This is a genomic window from Williamsia muralis (assembly GCF_051487485.1).
Taxonomy (GTDB): domain Bacteria; phylum Actinomycetota; class Actinomycetes; order Mycobacteriales; family Mycobacteriaceae; genus Williamsia; species Williamsia muralis_B.
In genome coordinates this window covers 207,720-228,373 of sequence record NZ_JAHVCV010000005.1, presented here as the reverse complement: position 1 = coordinate 228,373, position 20,654 = coordinate 207,720, and the positions used below count along the sequence as shown (strand labels likewise).

The following is a 20,654-nucleotide window of genomic DNA, read 5'->3' as shown; positions in this document are numbered from 1 at the left end:
AAACGATGACCAGTTCACGACTGTCCCGAGACGCCATCGAGGTTCGCCGGCTGGGCCGGGTGGACTACCAGGAGACGTTCGACCTGCAGCACCGGCTCGCGTCTGACCGTGCCGACGGGGTCCTGGACCACGACGTCCTGTTGTTGCTGGAACACCCGCCCGTCTACACCGCCGGCAGGCGTACCGAGGACGCCGACCGACCGACGGACGGTTCACCCGTCATCGACGTGGACCGCGGCGGGAAGATCACCTGGCACGGCCCTGGCCAGCTTGTCGCCTACCCGATCGTGGCCCTCGCCCAACCGGTTGATGTCGTGGACTACGTACGCCGGCTGGAAGAAGCAATGATCGCCGTGTGCACTCAGCTCGGCCTTCCGACCTACCGGGTCGACGGACGTTCGGGCGTCTGGGTGCTCGGAGCAGGAGGCGGAAGCGCGGATCGGAAGATCGGTGCCATCGGCATCAGGGTCGCTCGCGCTGTGGCCCTGCACGGGATCGCCATCAACTGCAATCCGGATCTCGACGCGTTCGGTTCGATCATTCCGTGCGGTATCCCGGACGCCGGGGCAGGTTCTCTGACAGGCGAATTGGGTCGCACGGTCACAGTCGACGAGGTGCTCCCCCTGCTGGAGAAGGCCGTGGTCGACGCGCTCGACGGCACCCTTCCGGTGAGCGGCCACCCAGCACCGACCGAGCCCTCCCCGCAGGTCTTCGCACCTGCCCGCACCGGCGTAGCATCGATCCAGTGACCGTTTCGCAGGACAAACCATCTCAATCCAGCGCCCCCGGGTCCGTTGGTCCCAATGGCCGCAAGTTGCTCCGGCTCGAGGCGCGTAACGCCGAGACGCCGATCGAGCGCAAGCCGTCGTGGATCAAGACCCGCGCCACCATGGGCCCGGAGTTCACCGAACTCAAAGCCCTGGTGAAGAGCGAAGGCCTGCACACGGTCTGCGAAGAAGCGGGATGTCCCAACATCTATGAATGCTGGGAAGACCGTGAGGCCACCTTCCTGATCGGTGGCGAACAGTGCACCCGTCGGTGCGACTTCTGCCAGATCGACACCGGTAAGCCCAGCGACCTCGACCGTGACGAGCCACGCCGGGTGGCGGAGTCGGTTGCGACGATGGGGCTGCGCTACTCCACCGTGACCGGTGTGGCGCGCGACGACCTGCCTGACGGCGGCGCCTGGCTGTACGCCGAGACCGTGCGTTACATCAAGCAGCTCAACTCGACCACCGGCGTCGAGTTGCTGATCCCCGACTTCAATGCCGATCCCGACCAACTCGCCGAGGTGTTCGCCTCACGGCCCGAGGTGCTGGCCCACAACGTCGAGACGGTGCCGCGCATCTTCAAGCGCATCCGTCCCGCGTTCCGCTATCAGCGCAGCCTCGACGTGATCACGGCTGCGCGCGACGCCGGCCTGGTCACCAAGTCCAACCTCATCCTCGGGATGGGCGAGACACCGGACGAGGTCCGCGAGGCCATGGCCGATCTGCACAATGCCGGCTGCGACATCCTGACCATCACGCAGTATCTGCGTCCGTCACCGCGGCATCACCCGGTCGATCGGTGGGTCAAGCCCGAAGAGTTCGTCGAGCACTCCACGTTCGCCGACAACCTGGGGTTCGCCGGTGTGATGGCGGGGCCGCTGGTGCGCTCGTCGTACCGGGCCGGGCGTCTGTACGCCCAGGCGATGGCCCATCACGGCCGGGAGCTGCCCGCCGAGATGGCCCACCTGACCGACGGCGGTAGCGCCACCCAGGAAGCCACATCGTTGCTCGCTCGCCTCGCCCGCTGACCCGGCACTCCGCCGCCGCCGGACGTTGACCGGCGGGTTGGGACGGCCTGGTCAACTGATTTGGATGGTTCAGTATCCTGGACCACATGGCTAAGGCACCAAAGGCGACAAAAGAGGCGAAGGCAGCAGCGAAGGCTGCCCGTAAGGAAGCGTCGCGGGCCCGCCGCAAGCAGCTCTGGCAGGCGTTCCAGATGCAGCGCAAAGAAGACAAGCTGCTGCTGCCCTACATGATCGGCGCGGTTGTCCTCCTGGTCGGCCTGGCCGTGCTCATTGGTGTACTCACCGGCTCGCTGGTGTTCGTTCTGCCGCTGGGCATCGTTCTGGGTGTGCTGATCGCATTCATCATCTTCGGTCGTCGTGTGCAGAAGACGGTGTTCACCAAAGCGGAGGGCCAGGCCGGCGCCGCAGCGTGGGCGCTGGACAACATGCGTGGACAGTGGCGGGTCAAGCAGGCCGTCACGGGCACCGCACATCTCGACGCGATCCACCGGGTCATCGGCAAGCCCGGGGTCATCCTCGTTGCCGAAGGCGCGCCCCATCGCACCAAATCGTTGCTGGCACAGGAAAAGAAGCGGATTTCCCGGCTGGTCGGCGATACACCGATCTACGACGTGACCGTCGGCAACGAGGAGGGCCAGGTACCTCTGAAAAGCCTCGAACGCCACCTGAACAAACTGCCGAACAACATCAACAAGGCTCGGATCGACGCCCTGGAATCACGTCTTGCGGCGTTGGGCGGGAAGCAGCCCGGACCGGGAATGCCCAAGGGCCCGATGCCGCAGGGTGCGAAGATGCGCAACGTTCAGCGCGCCGCCCGCCGCCGCTAGTCCTCGGCACTTCGCACTTCCCCCACTCCGCACTTCCCAGCACGTCGGATTCTCCGCACAGTCCGAACAGCACAGCGCCACCCGTTCTGGTCACATCCACCCTGCAGATGGTAAATGGGCCGAAACGGGTGGCGCTGTCGTCGGTATGTGTGGCGGGAGGCTAGCGGGTGCGGACCAACGCGGTGCCGGTCGCCCGATCGTGTAGTCCCCGACCGTCGGCGTCGTTGATCAGAGGCGGAACCAGGAAGACGATGAGGATCTGCCGGCCCAGTGCTCGCAGAAGTCCTACCCGCTCGCCCCCGTCCACCCTGGCCACCCGCAAGCCGGTGATGAACTGGCCCGGGGTGAAGCCGAAGGCGGTCAAGGTCACGGCTCCGACCACGAACCAGACGAGCAGGACGATTGTCGACAGCGACGACGACTGCAGGTCCTGGACGAACAACAGCGAGATACCGCCGCACATCAGCCAATCCACGAGCAGACCCACGCAGCGGTGCCACGACGACGCGAGCGCCCCGGGCCCCGATTCGGGCAGTCCGAGCAGTTCACCGCGGTAGGTGCCGTCGTCGACACCATCGTGCAGAGCCGATTGAGGGCCCGAGAGCCACGATCCGGTGATTCGTCCCATTGCTCAATCATAGATGTGCTGCCGAATCCCTCGGATCGGACGCGACTCGCCCCGACACGCCGTGATCGGTACCGTCGTTGCGTCGCGGACTTCCCTACGTAACACAGGCGAAACACCGAGGTATCTGCCAAGCAACCTGGTGTCAATACGGTCAGCGGTGATGATCCGCCGCTCTAGAGTGGCAAGGACAGTCGTCAGACCCAGGTAGAACCCAAGAATCGGTCTGACTACAACGGGTACGAGTGAAGGAGTCACCCACAGGTGTACAACACAAAAGAAGAACTGCTCGAGGGCATCAAGTCCGAGGGCGTCGAATATGTCGACATCCGGTTCTGCGATCTCCCCGGGGTGATGCAGCACTTCTCCATCCCGGCATCGGCTTTCGATGAGAGCGTCTTCGAGGACGGCCTGGCATTCGACGGATCGTCGGTGCGCGGCTTCCAGTCGATCGACGAGTCGGACATGATGCTCCTCCCCGACCCGGCGACTGCGCGGATCGACCCGTTCCGCAAGGCGAAGACGATGAACGTCACCTTCTTCGTGCACGACCCGTTCACGCGCGAGGCCTACAGCCGCGACCCGCGAAACATCGCCCGCAAGGCCGAGGACTACCTGGCCAGCACCGGCATCGCCGATACCTGCTTCTTCGGCGCCGAGGCCGAGTTCTACATCTTCGACTCGGTGTCCTTCAGCTCCGAGATCAACGGCACCCACTACCAGGTGGAGTCCGAATCAGGCTGGTGGAACACGGTTTCGCAGACCGACCCCGACGGTTCACCCAACCTCGGATACAAGGTCCGCCAGAAGGGCGGGTACTTCCCGGTCGCCCCGTACGACCACTACGTCGATCTGCGCGATGAGATCTCGACCAACCTCCAGAAGGCCGGATTCATCCTCGAGCGCGGCCACCACGAGGTCGGCACCGCCGGTCAGGCCGAGATCAACTACAAGTTCAACACCTTGTTGCACGCAGCGGACGACGTCCAGCTGTTCAAGTACATCGTGAAGAACACCGCATGGCAGAACGGCAAGACCGTCACCTTCATGCCCAAGCCGCTCTTCGGCGACAACGGGTCGGGCATGCACGCCCACCAGTCGCTGTGGAAAGACGGCAAGCCTCTGTTCCACGACGAGGCCGGCTACGCGGGACTGTCGGATCTGGCCCGCCACTACATCGGCGGCATCCTGCACCACGCGCCGTCGCTGCTGGCGTTCACCAACCCCACGGTCAACTCCTACAAGCGGCTCGTGCCGGGCTACGAAGCCCCCATCAACCTGGTCTACAGCCAGCGCAACCGCAGCGCCTGCGTGCGTATCCCGATCACCGGCAACAACCCGAAGGCCAAGCGCCTCGAGTTCCGTTGCCCGGACAGCTCGGGCAACCCGTACCTGGCGTTCGCGGCGATGATGATGGCCGGCCTGGACGGCATCAAGAACAAGATCGAGCCGCACGAGCCCGTCGACAAGGACCTCTACGAGCTCCCGCCCGAGGAGGCCAAGGGCATCCCCCAGGCCCCGACGTCTCTCGGCGCGGTCATCGACCGCCTCGAAGAGGATCACGAATACCTCACCGAGGGCGGCGTGTTCACCGAGGACCTGATCGAGACCTGGATCTCGTTCAAGCGTGAGAACGAAATCGAGCCGGTGCAGATCCGTCCGCACCCCTACGAGTTCTCTCTCTACTACGACGTCTGATCCGCCTCTGGCGATCAGCGCCTGAGTACAAACCCGGCCGGCCCGGTGAACTGTCACGCAGTTCACCGGGCCGGTTCGGCGTATCCAGGCCCACACCCTGCCCACGGAATGAACCGTCGACCGCACCGGTTGGCGTGAAGAGGTTCACCCGTCACAACATCGCAGGGAGTCATTCGTGAAGATCGGCATCATCGGAGCAGGCAAAATCGGCGGAAGCCTCACGCGCCGCCTCACCCAACTCGGACATGAGGTTCGGGTCGCCAACTCGCGGGACCCCCAGACGCTCGCCGACCTGGCATCGGAGACCGGGGCCACTGCGGTGTGGGCGTCGGAAGCAGCCGAGGACGCCGATCTCGTGATCGTCAGCATCCCGCAGAAGAACACTCCCGACCTGGCGCCGGGCATCGTGTCGGCGCGCAAACCCGGCGCGCCCATCATCGAGACGAACAACTACTACCCACAGCAGCGCGACGGCAAGATCGACGCCATCGAAGACGGCACACCCGAGAGCGTGTGGGTGTCGCAGCTCCTCGGCGAGCCGGTCTACAAGGTGTTCAACGGCATCTTCTGGAAGCACCTGCTCGAAAAGGGTGTCCCGGCCGGAACACAGGGCCGCATCGCACTCCCGATCGCGGGACCGGATGACGAGGGCAAGAAAGTCGTCTCCCAGCTCGTCGACGACCTGGGCTTCGATCCGGTCGACGCCGGAAGCCTCGAGGAGTCGTGGCGTCAGCAACCGGGCACCCCGGTGTACGGCAAGGACTATGGGATCGACGGCACCATCGAAGCGCTTGCGCAGGCGACGCCGGAACGCACCGCCGAATGGCGCGCCTGACCCCACGAGTGACGTCCGCCCGCGCCGAATGATTCGTCGCGGGCGGATGTGTTTGCGTCCCAGCACATTCGCCGATGGCAGTGATCGGTCAGCGATCGGCAACTGCTACGTTGCCTGGATGACCTTCAAGCGTTTGCTCCCGGCCCTCATCGTGTCCTCGACGCTGATGCTGGCCGCATGCGGCTCCGACGCCGACTCTGCCACCTCTGAATCAACCGCAGCGGGGATCACCACCACCGCGGCACCCGCGGGTTGCCCGACCGTGGCCCCGGAGTCCGATGTGGCACCGGAGTGGACGTTGTCAGGCAACACCGGTGAGGTCGCTGTCACCGGCTCCACCGACACCACCGCGCCCGCCATCGAGGTCACCACACCCTTCTCCGTCAACCAGACGACTGTTCAGACTCTGACCGAGGGTGACGGCGCACTCGTGCCCGACACCGCCGAGGTGACGGTCTGCTACATGGGCGTGAACGGCCGCGACGGCACCGTGTTCGACAGCAGCTACGAGCGCGGCGTGCCCGTCGACTTCCCGCTCGACCGCGTCGTGCCGGGCTTCCAGAAGGCCATCGCCGGCCAGAAGGTCGGATCCACCGTGGCCGTCGCGATGACGTCTGCCGATGGCTACGCGGACGGCAATCCCCAGGCCGGTATCGAAGCCGGCGACACGTTGGTTTTCGCCATCAAGATCATCTCCGCTGAGAGCTGATCAGAGCTCAAGAACTGAGGTCGCAGCCGGCTCGGATACCGAAGAGACGTCAGCTCGGCACCAATGCGACAACCAGCGCGCGATGGTCGGACCTCGTCACCGAGAAGGTGGACAACGACGTCGCGGTGAATCCGCGCGTCACCACGTGGTCGATGGCGATCAGCGGCGGGTAGCTGCGGTCGGCGGGGTAGGTCAACTGCACACCCTCGCCCGCCTGTTCGGTCGCATCCCGGAATCCGCGCTCCAGTAGCGACCGGTACTGCGCGTGGTCCCATGTCGCGTTGAAGTCTCCGCTGACGATCACCCGATCTCCGGTGACCCCGTGCACCGTTTCACGCAGACGTTTCATCTCGTCCACCCATCGATCCGGGTCATAGGGGTAGGGCGGGATCGGATGCACGGCGAAGACGGTGGTGCCGGGCGCGCCGGGAAGGTCGACGTCCGCGCGCAGATTTCCGAGCGCGAACCCGTTCAGTTCAGCCGTGTTGCGGAGTGGGTAACGGCTGAATATGCCTGTGCCGGTGCCGCCTTCGCCGGGTACCACGAACTCGTACGGCATCATGCCGCGCAGATCTGTGCCCTCGAGTGCAGCGAGCGACTCGGGCGTGAGCTCCTCGACGGTGAGCAACGCCGCCCCGGTGGCCCGTACTCGCGACACCACTTCCCCGGCATCGGCCTTGCCGAGCTTGAGGTTCGCCTGCACCACTGTCACCGACCCGCGAGTGGGTGCATCGGCCGCTTTGAACAGGGGCGCCTGGGTCCAGATGCCCACCCCCAGGACGACAACGGCGAGCACGGTGGAGATCCACCGTCGTGTCACGGCGAGGATGAGGATGGCAGGAACGATGGCGAGCAACATCAGCGGTACGGCACTGGCAGCGGCGATCGCCACCTGCCCACGGCCTGGGAAGTAATGCAGCCACACCGCCGCCAGGGCAACCGCGAACAGCGCCCAGCCGATGACCACGGCAAAGAAGTAGAGGACCTTGAACGCGGCTCCCCGGTCTGCCAGACGCTGCGAGCGCCGCCTCACCCGCCGAATACCTTCAGTACCACGGCTTTTGCCCGCCTGGTCACGCGCAGATAGTTGTCCAAGAACTCCCCCGAGTCGTCATCGTGCCATCCGGCCGCAAAAGCCACCGCGCGCAACGTCTTTCCCGGCGCCGGCAACTGGTCCACTGCCTTGCCGCGCACCAGCACCAGCGCATTGCGTGCCTTTGTCGCCGTCAGCCACGCCTCCTTGAGGAGGTGGACGTCATTTTCCCCGAGCAGTTCCGCCGAGCCGATGGCGTCGAGACATTGCAAGGTGGATGTGTTGTGCAGGGCCGGGATCCGGTGCCCGTGCCGTAACTGCAACAGCTGGACCGTCCACTCGACGTCGGCGAGGCCACCTCGTCCCAGTTTTGTATGCGTTGCCGGGTCGGCCCCGCGAGGGAGACGTTCGGCATCAACCCGGGCTTTGATCCGCCGGATCTCACGGACCGCGTCCGAGGACACGCCACCCTCCGGGTACCGGATCTGGTCGGCCATGTGCAGGAACGCGACTCCGAGGTCCTCATCGCCGGCGACCTGGTGCGCTCGGAGCAACGCCTGGATCTCCCAGGCCTGCGCCCACTGCTGGTAGTACGTCGCGTAGGCGGCGAGGGTGCGAACCACCGGGCCGTTACGGCCCTCCGGGCGTAGTCCGGTGTCGACCTCGAGCGGCGGGTCGGCACTCGGGGTCCCGAGGAGTTGACGCACCCGGTCGGCGATCGAGTTGGCCCACCGGACCGCCTCGGACTCGTCCACGCCCTCGACGGGGTCGCAGACGAAGAGCACGTCGGCGTCCGACCCGTAACCCAGTTCACCGCCACCGAGCCGGCCCATGCCGATCACGGCCATCCGGGCGGGAGCGGGTGATTTCCGTTCGGCGACCGAGGCTTTGGTGACCACCGTCAGCGCGGCATTCAGCACACCGGCCCATACCAGCGACAGCGCTCGGCACACCTGCGGGACGTCGAGCATGCCCAGGATGTCGGCCGAAGCAACCCTGGCCAGTTCGGCGCGCCGGTGTGAGCGCGCCACTGCGATGGCTGATTTGAGGTCACGCTGCCGGATGGCCGAGGCGACCATGCCGCCGACCACGTCCTTGGGATCGACCTCGATGAGCTTGGGACCCAACGCGCCGTCGGCATACAACCGGATCACATCCGGGGACCGCATCAAAAGCTCGGCTGCGTAGGCCGAGGTGCCCAGCACCGTCATCAACCGTTCGGCGACCACACCCTCGTCGCGGATCAAGCGCAGGAACCAGTCGCGATCGGCTGCTGCGTCGCAGAGTCGCCGGTAGTTGAGAAGGCCCGCATCCGGATCTGGTGTGCGACTGAGCCATTCGAGCAACGTCGGTAGAAGCAATTCCTGGATCTGGCCGCGGCGTCCGGTCTCGGAGACCAGCGCTTTCAGATGCCCCAGCGCGTTCTGCGGTTTGCTGTAGCCGAGTGCGCCCAGACGCCGGATCGCCGATTCGTCCGACAGTCTCAGCTCGTCCTTGTCGAAACGTGTGACCGCTTCGAGCAACGGACGGTAGAAGATCTTCTCGTGCAGGCGGCGGACCCGGTGCGACTGTCGTCGGATCTCTTCGCGCAGCACGCCCCCCGCGTCGAGGTCGCCGGTGGGTCTGATGTGGGCGGCACGGGCCAGCCACCGCATGGCCTCCACATCGGTGAACTCGGGAAGCGTATGCGTGCGCTTGAGCCGTTGGAGCTGCAGGCAGTGTTCGAGCAAACGCAGGAACTCGTAGGAGGCAATGAGATTGGCGCCGTCGTCGCGGCCGATGTATCCGCCGTCCCGCAACACCGTGAGGGCCTCGACAGTTCCCTTGACCCGAAGCGTTTCGTCGACCCGGCCGTGCACCATCTGCAAGAGCTGAACGGCGAACTCGACATCGCGCAGCCCACCGCGACCGAGTTTGATCTCGCGCTCGCGCATGTCCTCGGGCAGCATCGACTCGACCCGGCGGCGCATCGCCTGCACGTCGATGACAAAGTCTTCGCGCTCAGAGGCCTCCCACACCATCGGGCTCAGCGCGTCCACGTACTGGCGGCACAGTTCCATGTCGCCGGTCATCGGCCGCGCCTTGAGCAGGGCCTGGAACTCCCACGTCTTGGCCCAGCGCTTGTAGTAGGTGACATGCGCATCGAGGGTTCGGGTGAGAGCACCCGCCTTGCCTTCCGGCCGTAGCGCGGCATCCACCTCGAAGAAGGCAAGCGATCCCACACGCATCATCTCGCCGGCGATGCGGCTGGTCTGCGCATCGGCGGGCTCGCTGACGAAGATGACATCGACATCGCTGACGTAATTCAGTTCGCGCGCACCGCATTTGCCCATGGCGATCACACCGATGCGGCAGGTCAGCGGATCGTCACCGCAGATCTCGGCGATGGCGACCGCCAAGGCCGCCGTGAGAGCCGCGTCGGCGAGATCGGCCAAGAAGTTGCTCACATCGCTGAACCACAGGACCGGTTCGTCCTCGACGGTGGGCGCGAGGTCGCGGGCGGCCACCTGCAGCAGCAGGTCGCGATAGGCGAGCCGTAGCGCAACCACCGCTTTCGGGCCTGTCTCGCGTGCCCGAAACAGCAGGTTCCCGTTGTCTTCGTGCCCCGACTCAGGTTGTGCGTCAACGGAATCGAGCATCGACCGCAGGACCTCTGCCGGTTCCGGCAGGTCCTTACGGGTCAGCAATCGCCAGGCATGGTTTTCGGCGACGAGGTGGTCTCCCAACGCCGTCGACGAACCCAGTACGGCGAACAGACGTCCCCGGAAACCGCGGTCGGTGCGTAAGAGCCCGTCGATGTCCGCCCATTCCGGGCCGACGGCCGCGTGCAGCCGGACAAGTGCTCTGAGCGCGATGTCCGCACTCGGTGCGCGCGAGAGCGCCCACAACAGATCGACGCTCTCTTCTGCATCCCAGCCGAGCGTCGCCAGATCCGCAGCCGCTGTTGCTTCCAGCAGTCCGAGTCGGCCGACACTGGGCACTCGAGATCGCGAGGCAGGTGGGTTCACAACACACAACGGTACTGGTCGAGCTGTCGGCGGCACCATCAGCCCACACGGGCCGGCGCCACCGGAGAATTACAGGGCCAGGTAGTTCTTCAGTTCGAACGGCGTGACGTGGCTGCGGTACTCGGTCCACTCCGCCCACTTGTTGCGCAGGAAGTACTCGAAGACGTGTTCACCGACGGCCTCGGCGACCAATTCGGACTTCTCCATCTTCGTGAGAGCCTCGGCGAGACTTCCCGGCAACTCGCGATAGCCCATGGCGCGTCGCTCGGCCGGGGTCAGCGCGAACACGTCGTCTTCGGCGTGTTCGGGTAGCTCGTAGCCTTCCTTGATTCCCTTGAGCCCCGCGGCAAGCAGTACCGCGAAGGTGAGGTAAGGGTTGCATGCGGAGTCGGGGCTGCGGACCTCGATCCGGCGTGAGGAGGCCTTGTTGGGCGTGTACAGCGGCAGGCGGATGAGCGCCGAGCGGTTGGCCGCGCCCCAGCTGGCGGCGGTCGGGGCCTCACCACCGTGGATCAGGCGCTTGTAGCTGTTCACCCACTGGTTCGTGATGGCACTGATCTCGTCGGCGTGGTGCAGGATGCCGGCGATGAACTGTTTTCCGGTGTCCGACAGTTGCATCGGGTCGTCGGGATTGTGGAAGGCATTGGTGTCACCCTCGAACAGGCTCATGTGGGTGTGCATCGCCGAGCCGGCGTACTCGCTGAACGGCTTGGGCATGAACGTCGCCCAGACGTTCTCACCGATCGCGACCTCTTTGACGACGTAACGGAACGTCATCACGTTGTCGGCCATGGACAGGGCGTCCGCGTATCGCAGGTCGATCTCCTGCTGTCCGGGTGCGCCCTCATGGTGGGAGAACTCCACCGAGATGCCCATCGACTCGAGGGCTTCGATGGCGTGGCGCCTGAAGTTGGGCGCCGAATCATGTACTGCCTGATCGAAATAGCCACCGCTGTCGGCGGGGATCGGGATCGACCCGTCGACACTGGGCGGGTTCTTGAGGAGGAAAAACTCGATCTCGGGGTGCACGTAGCAGCTGAAACCTTGATCGGCGGCCTTGTTCAGCTGCCGACGGAGGACGTGGCGCGAATCTGCCCAGGACGGTTCACCGTCGGGCATCACGATGTCGCAGAACATGCGCGCGGAGTGGTGCCGCCCGGTGCTGGTGGTCCAGGGAAGGATCTGGAACGTGGACGGATCGGGCTTCGCGATCGTGTCGGCCTCGGACACCCGCGAAAAGCCCTCGATGGCCGAGCCGTCGAACCCGATACCCTCGGCAAAAGCGCCTTCGAGCTCGGCAGGCGCGATCGCGACCGACTTCAGATATCCGAGAACGTCGGTGAACCAGAGGCGAACAAAACGAATGTCGCGCTCTTCAAGGGTCCGGAGCACGAATTCTTTTTGGCGATCCATGACATCGGAGCCTAGGAGCGCGGTGTTAAATCGATGTTACAAGCGCGCATCAACCAGAATATCCAGCGGATTTCACCCTGGAATCTCAACATTTGAGGTTTTCTTCCGGAAGTGTGAGATCGACGAAGTATGCGGTGATCGCGTCATCCACACAGTCATCTCCCTGCAATGATGCCGTGTGCTGATCGCCTTCGAACGTGATCAGCCGGGCCCGTAGTTGCCTCGCGAGTTCCACACCCGCCTGGTAGGGAGTCGCCGGGTCGTTGGTGGTGGAGACGACGACCGTGGTGGGCAAGTCGGGGACATCGAGTTCATGGGGCGTGCTCGTCGGTGGCACCGGCCAGAACGCGCAGGCGTCACGAGCGCCGCGGCCGGTTCCGCGACCGTCGTCGGCGAACGGCGCCACCCTGCGGGATTCGACATCGAGACGATCGATCTGGGCCTGATCGGTCAGTGGCGGGTCGTCCACACAACGCACCACCGTGAAGGTGTCCAAGGTGTTCGTGTAGGCGCCTGAGGAGTCGCGGCCCTCGTACAGGTCCGCCAGCCGCAGCAACGTACTCCCGGTGCCCTCGGTCAACTGCGCCAAGCCCTCACGCAGCGGTTCCCAGAGCGTGTCCGAATACAACGCCTGACTCACCCCTGTCATCGCGTCGCCGTAGGTGAGTCGACGGTCCTGCGTCGTCGGGACCGGCGCGTCGATCAGCGGCCGGGTCAACTGCTGAAACCGTGACGTGGCCTTCGACGGGTCCGGGCCCAGTGCACAGTCGGAGTACCGGGCGCAGTCGGCTGAGAACGCATCAAACGCCGACTGGAAACCTTCTCGCTGCGCCACGGCGTCCTCGACCGGGTCGGCCGACGGATCCACTGCCCCGTCGTTGACCATGGCCCGGACCTTGGTCGGGAACTGCTCGGCGTACGTCGCGCCGATGCGGGTGCCGTAGGAATAGCCCAGGTAGTTCAACTGCTCGTCCCCGAGTACCGCACGGAGGACGTCCATGTCCTTGACCACGTCGTCGGTACCGACATGCGCGAGGTATTGCGTACCCAGGCGTTCGGCGCACTTCTGGGCAAACGCCCGCGCACGGTCCTCGATTGCGGCGATGCCGTCGGGCGTCATGTCGACGAGGGTCTCGGCCCGTTCTGCGTCGCGTTCCTCGTCGGTCAGGCAACGGATCTCCGGCGTCGACTTGCCGATGCCCCGCGGGTCGAACCCGATCAGGTCAAAACGTTCGGAGATGTCGAGACCGCCGAGGAAGTCGGCCTGCGCTGCGATGAACTCGACCGCGGAGGCTCCCGGCCCGCCCGGGTTCACCAGCAGTGAGCCGATCTTGTCGCCGGACGCCCGCAACCGGAACATCGCGATCTGTGCCACCTGCCCCTCGGGGTCGGCGTAGTCCACCGGAACCGACACGGTCGCGCAGTCGCTGCGGTCGGCCGGATAGCCGTTCAGCTCCTGGTCGGCAAAGTCGGTGCACGGACCCCAGCGGATCTCTTGCCCGTAGAACCGGTCGAGGTCCGGAGTCGGGGCCACCCCGGTAGTGAACGTTGCGTTGGTCGGTGTGCCCGACACACCTTCGGTGCATGCGGCCGTCAGCAACAGAGCCATCAGGATCGTCACCACCGCGATACGTCGTCGCGGCCGGCTCGGCTCCTGGTTCACGAGTTGGGCCGGCACTCCATCCACGAGCCGGGTCGGCCTCACATCCATGCTCACCGTCATCATCGTGCCACGCGAACGACGCCGCACAGCCGTCTGCGAAGTCGGTGAGGTTCCGCCGAGATCACGTCCGTGTGACAAGTTCCACTGCCGACACCATTTCTCCTCGCGCTGCGGAGTGCCACACTGGTGGGGTCATCCACCCACCCGGGTACCCGCGGATGCGGGACTCGAGGCACGAAAGAGACAACGATGTCCGAAAATTCGGTTTATGGCGCTGCTCCCTCCGCACCAGTTTCTGGCGAAGCAGCCACTTCCTCCCCCCGTCGCCGCATCACCCGCGTGCATCACCTGGCCCAGATGAAATCTGAAGGCGAGAAGTGGTCGATGCTCACCGCGTACGACTACTCCAGCGCCCGGATCTTCGACGATGCCCAGATCCCGGTTCTCCTCGTCGGTGATTCAGCGGCAAACGTCGTCTACGGCTACGACACCACCATCCCCGTCAGCATCGACGAACTGCTCCCCCTGGTCCGCGGGGTCGTCAAGGGTGCACCGCACGCGCTGGTGGTCGCCGATCTCCCCTTCGGCAGCTACGAGGCCGGGTCGCAGCAGGCCCTGGAGTCCTCGATCCGATTCTTCAAAGAAGGCGGCGCCCACGCCGTCAAACTGGAGGGCGGCGAACGCGTCGCCGACCAGATCGCCACACTGACCGCGGCAGGCATCCCGGTGATGGCACACATCGGCTTCACGCCCCAAAGCGTCAACGGCCTCGGCGGTTTCCGTGTTCAGGGCCGTGGTGATGCCGGCGACCAACTGATCGCCGACGCCATCGCCGTCCAGGAGGCCGGCGCATTCGCTGTGGTGATGGAGATGGTCCCTGCCGACCTCGCGGGACAGATCAGCCGCAAACTCACCATCCCCACCGTGGGCATCGGGGCCGGCAACGAAACCGACGCACAGGTACTCGTGTGGCAGGACATGGCCGGCTTCACTCACGGCAAGACCGCCAGGTTCGTCAAGCGCTACGCCGACGTGGGTGGCGAATTGCGCCGTGCCGCAGAGCAGTACGCGGACGAGGTGCGTCGCGGACAGTTCCCCGGACCCGAGCACAGCTACTAGGGCTTTCAGCTCGGTCGGCCGCAAATGCGGGCCCGTCCGCGGGCGGACCGGCATAGTGGTCGGATGCGCGATTTCTATCCGGCCATCGAGCCGTACGCCTCCGGACATCTCGATGTCGGTGACGGCCAACAGATCTACTGGGAGCAGAGCGGCAACCCGAGCGGCAAACCCGTGGTGTTCGTGCACGGCGGTCCGGGCGGCGGTACGTCACCGAATCAGCGACAGTTCTTCCACCCCGAGGCCTATCGGATCGTCTTGTTCGATCAACGGGGATGTGGACAGTCACGGCCCCACATCGCCGACGGCGCCGACTTGTCCGTGAACACCACCGGCCACCTCATCGCCGACATGGAGAAGTTGCGCACGGAGTTGGCGATCGATCGGTGGCAGGTGTTCGGCGGTTCCTGGGGGTCGACGCTGGGACTCGCCTACGCACAGCGGCATCCAGAGCGGGTCACCGAGCTGGTGCTCCGTGGGATCTTCCTGCTGCGCCGCAGCGAGATCGACTGGTACTACAACGGCGGTGCCGCCAACATCTACCCGGATCTGTGGGAGTCGTATCTCGAACCGATTCCCGAGTCGGACCGCAACGGCGACCTCGTCGAGGCCTACCACCGGCTGTTGACAGGCGACGATCGCGCCGCCGCGGTGCGGGCCGCAGTGGCGTGGACAACCTGGGAGAAATCGACCAGCTACCTACTTCCTCAGCACGCCAACGCAGACGAGGACGGCGACTCCGAACGCTATGCACTCGCCTTCGCCGGCATCGAGAACCACTACTTCACACACCGCGGTTTCCTCGACGAGGGGCAACTGCTGCGCGACGCACATCGGATCGCACACATCCCGGGTGTGATCGTCCAAGGTCGCTATGACGTGGTCTGCCCCGCGCGAAGCGCCTGGGACCTTCACCGCGCATGGCCTGCGGCCGAGTTGCATATGGTGGACGATGCCGGGCATGCCTCGTTCGAAACGGGTATCCGCCACCACTTGATCGAAGCAACCGACCGCTTTGCCGGTCTCGACCAACAGAAGGGAAGTACCCGGTGAGCGCCGACGAGGTTCTGGAAGTCGAACTCAAGTACGACCTGAATGCCGGAGCGTCCGTACCCGATCTGACCACTCTCGACGTGGTGCATTCGGTGTCCGGACCGGTGGTCGAGCATTTGGACGCAACCTATTACGACACCGAAGCGCTCGATCTGGCCAGCAACAAGATCACCTTGCGCCGACGGGCCGGAGGGCACGACGAAGGCTGGCATCTCAAGCGTCCCGCCCCCGCGAACAGCAATGCCCGCCGCGAGCTACACGCCCCGCTGGACTCGGTGGTCGACGCCAGCACCGAAACACAGACGGACCATTTCGCGGCCGTGGTGCCCCACGCATTGGCCGATCAGGTCGGTGTTCACGTCCGCGGTCGGCGCCTGATCCCCATCGCCACGATCGCCACCGTGCGGCACATCACCGAACTGCGCGACGGGGACGACAACGTGCTGGCCGTCCTGTGCGACGACAACGTGACCGCCCAGTCACTGCTTCCCGGCGGACACGCCCAGAGCTGGAACGAGTGGGAACTCGAACTGGTGAACGGCAACGAGAAGCTGCTCAAAAAGGCCGACAAGTTGTTGCGTGCCAGCGGAGCCCGCACCGCGTCGAGTGCATCGAAATTGGCCAGGACGATCGGGCCGACCCCCACGGGCAAAGCCCACTCCATCGGCAAAAAGCCCAGCGCTCTCGAGCTCGTCATCTCGGAGCTGGCCGAGCACCGCGACCACCTGATCGCTCAGGATCCCCTCGTCCGCGAGAATGCGCCGGATTCTGTGCATCAGATGCGGGTGGCAACCAGACGAGCGCGTAGCGTGCTGCAGTCGTTCCCGCATGTGCTGTCCGCTGACACGGCCGAACATCTGGGCGGCGAGCTGAAGCATCTCGCAGCAGTTCTAGGCGAAGCCCGGGACGCCGAGGTACAACTCGAACGCAACGAACACCTCCTCGAGAGCGAAAAGGCGTCGGAGTCGATCGTCACCGCACTGATCGACGACCAACGCGAAACGCACCGCATCGCACTCGAACTGGCCATCGACTTCCTGCGCTCGAAGCGGTATTTCGAGCTGCTCGAAGAACTCGACCGCACCATCGCCGAGCCCGAAGCAGGCGAGGATGCAGAACTCACCGCCGCCGACGCGCTCGACCACGCGGTCAAACGCAGCGCCAAGCGTGTCGAGAAGGCTCAGCGCAAACTCGAGGAACTCACCGACGGTACTCATGAATGGGTGGAGCAACTCCACACCATCCGCAAACGCGCAAAGCAGTTGCGGTACAGCGCCGAATCGGGTGAGCAGCTGCAGAGCAACAAACACCGCAAGATCGCGAAGGTCGCCAAGGGTGAACAGAGCGTGCTGGGCGATTTCCACGATGCAGAAGTCAGTCGCGAGCACCTCGCATCACTGGCATCCGCATCCGGCATCACCCCGGTTGATGCCTTTGTCTACGGGCGCCTCGACGCACGTGAGGAGTTCGCGGCCAAGGCTGCGCTCGCCGAGTACGACAAGATCCGCTCGGCTCGGTGATCGCGTGGCCGACCATCACGGCACGGCGGTGAAGACCACCGTCGGTTTGTGAGGGTCGGCCTCGGTCAGCCTCACCTGGATCCGAGTGCCCTCCGGTGGGTCGCCGAGACAGCTGCCGAACACCGCCGGGTCAGAGATGAAGACCTGGGCGTGACGGTTGGCCCGCTTCCCGTGCAGGACTGTGGCAGTGAAGCTCTCGCCCACCCGGCTCGACAACAGGATCGCCTCGGCGAGGTCGAGGCCGGCCCGGTCGGCCTTGCCGGCAATCGAACTCGAACTCCGCATCACATCGGGAAGAGTTGGCAGCGCCGTGCGAACCCATGGAGGAATCGACTCCCCCGAGGCGAGCGCCAGACACACCTCGGTCGCGAAACGATCGGCGAGCCGGCGCAGCGGTGCCGTCACATGCGCGTACACACCGGCGATACCGCCGTGCCCGGTGACCGTGTCCGGCGGGATCTCCCCCAACATCGCCAGATAATCACTGCCGCGCAGAAGAGTGGTCGCATCCGACATCAACGCGAGGGTGCTCGGAGCGGCCGGATCGAGCCCGGCCAAGAAAGCGCCAGCCGAAACGCCTTGCGTCCAAGGCACATACAGGGCAGAGGCGGATGCACGCAGTTTGTCCACGTCTTCCGGACGAGCGTCGGGCAGGGTCCGCAGGAGCCCGGTCTTGGCCTCGAGCATCATCCGGCCGGCGCACATCCCGGTGAGTAGCGACACCTGCGAGTTCCACATGTCGGCGCGGGTGCGGGGTTGCACCACCAGCTGCCAGTCGCCCCCGGGCTCGCGGACGACCTCTTGTTCGGGCAACCCCAATTCGATGGCGCCGCGGCTGATCGACAGTCTGCTGCGAAGTTCGCCGAAGGCGGGCAGCGCTGCGATCGACGGGTGCAGGCGACCTGTGTCCGCGTCGCGCTGCACCGTTGCGTAGTCCAGACGAGCCACCGAACGCACTGACGCCCGGTGCACGTCCACCGACGTCGGTTCCCCTGCGGAGTCCACAGTGATCCGCCACAGCACCGCGGGCCGCGTCTGATCGGGCAGCAACGACCCGATGTTCTCCGAGAGCGCCCGAGGATGCAACGGCACGTTCCCGTCGGGGAAGTAGACGGTCTGCCCTCGCCGGCGCGTCTCCTGGTCCAATGGCCCCTCGGGAGGGACGAGCGCGGCGACGTCTGCGATGGCGTAGTGCACCACGAAGCCGTCACCGTCGGAAACGATGTGGACCGCCTGATCGAGATCAACCGAACCGGGCGGGTCGATGGTGACCAGCGGGAGGTCGGTGCGGTCGGTGCGGGAATTGGCGAACCGATCGGTTGCGTTCTGCGCCTGTTCCTGTGCGGCGGCGCCGAAGTCCTCGGACAAGCCCAGGTCGGTCCGGATGGCGCCGAAGTCTATGTCCGCTGCGCGGAGTCTGCGTTGCACCGCCCAAGACTAACGGCGGGCTCCCCCGGCAACGGCTTGACGGGACAAACATTCGGATGTGGGCGAACGAGCCGGCCTATAAGCCGGATCCTGTACCGGCGACCTTGCGGTTGCCGGTGGCGGCCATCCATCTGGGTACACCGTCGCCGGGTACCTCGAGCGGTCCACCCGCAGGCTCGGGCGAGCCGCCCTCGAACACCTGCGCAGCCGCACCAGTTACCTGATGCGACCTTCGACCTTGCTCCGGGTGGGGTTTACCGAGCCATCACGGTCACCCGTGATGCTGGTGCGCTCTTACCGCACCGTTTCACCCTCACCGGCTTTCGCCGGCGGTCTGTTTTCTGTGGCACTGTCCCGCGAGTCACCTCGGGTTGCTGTTGGCAACCACCCTGCTCTGTGGAGTCCGGACTTTCCTCGACCACGGGCAGGTCGCTGAGGCAACTGTTCCCGCGATCGCGGCCGCCCGGCCGACTCGTTCGCTCCATCACTGTACGTTCCCTCCTGTCCGATTGGTCCACCCGACCGGGCGCAGGGAACAATCAGCGCGTGGATGTTGCGGCTCTGGTGCTGTTGGTCGCGACGCTGGGGATTGCTGTCTGGCGGCCGCGTGGGCTTCCCGAGGCCGCAGCCGCGGTTCCGGCAGCCGGGCTCGCAATCGCGATCGGCGCGGTGTCCCCCGATCAGGCCTGGACCGAGATCCGAACCCTGTCGCCGACAGTCCTGTTCTTGGCGGCCCTGCTCGTGTTGTCGCACGCGTGTGCCGCACTGGGGGTCTTCACCTGGCTCGCCAGGACCATCGCGCGCCGATCGGTTCCGGCCGCAGGCACGCATGCGCCGAAGTACCGGCTCCTCGGTTTCGTCTTCGTGGCCGGCGCCCTCACCACTGCCGCCCTGAGCCTCGACGCAACCGTGCTGCTGCTGACGCCCGTCCTCCTGTCGATGACCCGGACGCTACGAGTGGCCGCACGTCCGTACAGCTACGCCTCTCTCACCCTGGCGAACTCGGCATCGACGCTGATGCCCGTGTCGAACCTGACCAACCTGCTGGCATTTGCCGCGACGGGCCTGGGTTTCGTCGAATTCACCTTGCTGATGGCGCTGCCGTGGCTGGTGACCGTGACCGTCGAGTACATACTGTTCTGTTGGTACTTCCGCGGCGACCTGAAGACCCTCCCGCGACCAGAACACACCGAGGAACCCGGCCCTGCCCCCACGGCGGCCCTGGCCGTACTCACCGCCACGCTGCTGCTGTTCGGACTGAGCTCGGTGATCGGTGTCGAACCGGTGTGGTTTGCCGTCCTCGGCGCCACGGTGATGGCGGCGTTGGCAATTCGCGCACGCCACACCTCCGTGGCCGAGATCGCGCGGTCGGCAAACGCAGGGTTTCTCGCGTTCGTGTTCGCCCTCGGAGTGCTTGTCGTCGGGATCGCCGACGGCGCACTGGGCTCCCGGCTCGCCGAGTTCCTGCCCGATGGAACCGGCTTGCTCGACCTACTGCTCGTCGCAGTCGTGTCAGCAGTGATCGCCAACGTGATCAACAACATTCCCGCGACCCTGCTGATGCTCGCCGCGCTCGGTGCCGGGTGCCCGACTCCGCTGGTGCTCGCCATGTTGCTCGGCGTCAACATCGGCCCGACGCTCACCTATCTCGGATCGTTGGCGAACATGTTGTGGCTCAAGCTCGTCCGGGTCGGCGGTCAAACCGTGACCGTCAAGGAATACACCGCAGTCGGCCTGCTCACCGTTCCCGCCGCCCTCGTCGCCTCCGTGGTGGCACTCTGGCTGGTTACCTAGAAACCCACCTCCGCTACGCTTCGTCTCCGGTCTGTTGGGTCGAGCTCCGCTGCGCTTCGTCTCCGGTCTGTTGGGTCGAGCTCCGCTGCGCTTCGTCTCCGGTCTGTTGGGTCGAGCTCCGCTGCGCTTCGTCT

General features: G+C 65.4%; 15 protein-coding genes, 1 other RNA gene and 1 pseudogene. 10 read left to right on the top strand and 7 right to left on the bottom strand.

What is annotated here, in order from left to right:
• The first annotated feature begins 5 nt into the window (after positions 1–5).
• The 3 genes from lipB to KXR83_RS15340 all read left to right on the top strand — a co-directional run bounded on the left by lipB (position 6) and on the right by KXR83_RS15340 (position 2,625).
• Positions 6–749 carry a lipoyl(octanoyl) transferase LipB gene (gene lipB, locus KXR83_RS15350; protein ID WP_437425550.1) on the top strand — a complete coding sequence of 248 codons (744 nt, stop codon included), beginning with the start codon at positions 6–8 and terminating at the stop codon, positions 747–749.
• Positions 746–1,798, top strand: coding sequence for a lipoyl synthase (gene lipA / locus KXR83_RS15345; protein ID WP_437425549.1), 1,053 nt, complete (start codon positions 746–748; stop codon positions 1,796–1,798). The genes lipB and lipA overlap by 4 nt, the downstream gene beginning before the upstream one ends.
• Positions 1,799–1,884: 86 nt before the next feature.
• A complete protein-coding gene (locus tag KXR83_RS15340) occupies positions 1,885–2,625 on the top strand; it encodes a DUF4191 domain-containing protein (protein ID WP_062799583.1) in 741 nt (246 codons plus the stop codon).
• A 160-nt stretch (positions 2,626–2,785) separates the two neighbouring features.
• Here the strand turns inward: KXR83_RS15340 and KXR83_RS15335 are convergent, their stop codons facing one another.
• The gene (locus tag KXR83_RS15335; protein ID WP_437425548.1) at positions 2,786–3,253 is read right to left on the bottom strand and encodes an RDD family protein; all 468 of its coding nucleotides are present in this window, start codon (positions 3,251–3,253) and stop codon (positions 2,786–2,788) included.
• Positions 3,254–3,514: 261 nt separating this feature from the next.
• Between KXR83_RS15335 and glnA (KXR83_RS15330) the strand changes: the two genes are divergently transcribed.
• The 3 genes and pseudogenes from glnA (KXR83_RS15330) (at position 3,515) to KXR83_RS15320 (ending at position 6,492) form a co-directional block, all read left to right on the top strand.
• Positions 3,515–4,948 (top strand): type I glutamate--ammonia ligase, encoded by a 1,434-nt coding sequence (gene glnA / locus KXR83_RS15330; protein ID WP_023953803.1) that lies wholly within the window; start codon positions 3,515–3,517, stop codon positions 4,946–4,948.
• A 172-nt stretch (positions 4,949–5,120) separates the two neighbouring features.
• Positions 5,121–5,783 (top strand): annotated as a pseudogene (locus tag KXR83_RS15325) (NADPH-dependent F420 reductase); the annotation flags it as partial.
• 118 nt (positions 5,784–5,901) lie between these two features.
• The gene (locus KXR83_RS15320) at positions 5,902–6,492 is read left to right on the top strand and encodes an FKBP-type peptidyl-prolyl cis-trans isomerase (protein WP_437425547.1); all 591 of its coding nucleotides are present in this window, start codon (positions 5,902–5,904) and stop codon (positions 6,490–6,492) included.
• A gap of 49 nt (positions 6,493–6,541) precedes the next feature.
• On the opposite strand, the gene KXR83_RS15315 is transcribed toward KXR83_RS15320, so the two are convergent.
• The 4 genes from KXR83_RS15315 to KXR83_RS15300 all read right to left on the bottom strand — a co-directional run bounded on the left by KXR83_RS15315 (position 6,542) and on the right by KXR83_RS15300 (position 13,555).
• Positions 6,542–7,525: an endonuclease/exonuclease/phosphatase family protein gene (locus KXR83_RS15315; protein WP_437425546.1), complete on the bottom strand. Its 984-nt coding sequence runs from the start codon at positions 7,523–7,525 to the stop codon at positions 6,542–6,544.
• The gene (locus KXR83_RS15310; protein WP_437425545.1) at positions 7,522–10,572 is read right to left on the bottom strand and encodes a bifunctional [glutamine synthetase] adenylyltransferase/[glutamine synthetase]-adenylyl-L-tyrosine phosphorylase; all 3,051 of its coding nucleotides are present in this window, start codon (positions 10,570–10,572) and stop codon (positions 7,522–7,524) included. The genes KXR83_RS15315 and KXR83_RS15310 overlap by 4 nt, the downstream gene beginning before the upstream one ends.
• Before the next feature lie 30 nt (positions 10,573–10,602).
• On the bottom strand, positions 10,603–11,946 hold the full coding sequence (gene glnA, locus KXR83_RS15305; protein WP_023953813.1) for a type I glutamate--ammonia ligase: 1,344 nt from the start codon (positions 11,944–11,946) through the stop codon (positions 10,603–10,605).
• 85 nt (positions 11,947–12,031) lie between these two features.
• The gene (locus tag KXR83_RS15300) at positions 12,032–13,555 is read right to left on the bottom strand and encodes an alpha/beta hydrolase (protein WP_437425847.1); all 1,524 of its coding nucleotides are present in this window, start codon (positions 13,553–13,555) and stop codon (positions 12,032–12,034) included.
• Positions 13,556–13,858: 303 nt separating this feature from the next.
• Between KXR83_RS15300 and panB the strand changes: the two genes are divergently transcribed.
• The 3 genes from panB to KXR83_RS15285 all read left to right on the top strand — a co-directional run bounded on the left by panB (position 13,859) and on the right by KXR83_RS15285 (position 17,298).
• Entirely contained in the window at positions 13,859–14,728 is an 870-nt protein-coding gene (gene panB / locus KXR83_RS15295) for a 3-methyl-2-oxobutanoate hydroxymethyltransferase (protein ID WP_437425544.1), read from the top strand.
• A gap of 63 nt (positions 14,729–14,791) precedes the next feature.
• Entirely contained in the window at positions 14,792–15,778 is a 987-nt protein-coding gene (pip, locus tag KXR83_RS15290; RefSeq protein ID WP_437425543.1) for a prolyl aminopeptidase, read from the top strand.
• Positions 15,775–17,298: a CYTH and CHAD domain-containing protein gene (locus KXR83_RS15285; RefSeq protein ID WP_437425542.1), complete on the top strand. Its 1,524-nt coding sequence runs from the start codon at positions 15,775–15,777 to the stop codon at positions 17,296–17,298. The genes pip and KXR83_RS15285 overlap by 4 nt, the downstream gene beginning before the upstream one ends.
• A 15-nt stretch (positions 17,299–17,313) precedes the next feature.
• Here the strand turns inward: KXR83_RS15285 and KXR83_RS15280 are convergent, their stop codons facing one another.
• The gene (locus KXR83_RS15280) at positions 17,314–18,726 is read right to left on the bottom strand and encodes an RNB domain-containing ribonuclease (RefSeq protein WP_437425541.1); all 1,413 of its coding nucleotides are present in this window, start codon (positions 18,724–18,726) and stop codon (positions 17,314–17,316) included.
• A gap of 63 nt (positions 18,727–18,789) precedes the next feature.
• Positions 18,790–19,201: RNase P RNA component class A (gene rnpB / locus KXR83_RS15275), an RNA gene on the bottom strand.
• A 71-nt stretch (positions 19,202–19,272) separates the two neighbouring features.
• On the opposite strand from rnpB, the gene KXR83_RS15270 reads away from it, so the two are divergent.
• Complete coding sequence (locus KXR83_RS15270) at positions 19,273–20,520, top strand: SLC13 family permease (RefSeq protein WP_437425540.1); 1,248 nt, start codon at positions 19,273–19,275, stop codon at positions 20,518–20,520.
• Positions 20,521–20,654: the final 134 nt, after the last annotated feature.

Bases quoted from the DNA above. Each gene is read 5' to 3' on its own strand.
- lipB (WP_437425550.1), top strand. From the start codon at position 6: ATGACCAGTTCACGACTGTCCCGAGACGCCATCGAGGTTCGCCGGCTG.
- KXR83_RS15340 (WP_062799583.1), top strand. From the start codon at position 1,885: ATGGCTAAGGCACCAAAGGCGACAAAAGAGGCGAAGGCAGCAGCGAAG.
- KXR83_RS15335 (WP_437425548.1), bottom strand. From the start codon at position 3,253: ATGGGACGAATCACCGGATCGTGGCTCTCGGGCCCTCAATCGGCTCTG.
- KXR83_RS15320 (WP_437425547.1), top strand. From the start codon at position 5,902: ATGACCTTCAAGCGTTTGCTCCCGGCCCTCATCGTGTCCTCGACGCTG.
- KXR83_RS15310 (WP_437425545.1), bottom strand. From the start codon at position 10,572: ATGGTGCCGCCGACAGCTCGACCAGTACCGTTGTGTGTTGTGAACCCA.
- glnA (WP_023953813.1), bottom strand. From the start codon at position 11,946: ATGGATCGCCAAAAAGAATTCGTGCTCCGGACCCTTGAAGAGCGCGAC.
- KXR83_RS15300 (WP_437425847.1), bottom strand. From the start codon at position 13,555: ATGGCTCTGTTGCTGACGGCCGCATGCACCGAAGGTGTGTCGGGCACA.
- panB (WP_437425544.1), top strand. From the start codon at position 13,859: ATGTCCGAAAATTCGGTTTATGGCGCTGCTCCCTCCGCACCAGTTTCT.
- pip (WP_437425543.1), top strand. From the start codon at position 14,792: ATGCGCGATTTCTATCCGGCCATCGAGCCGTACGCCTCCGGACATCTC.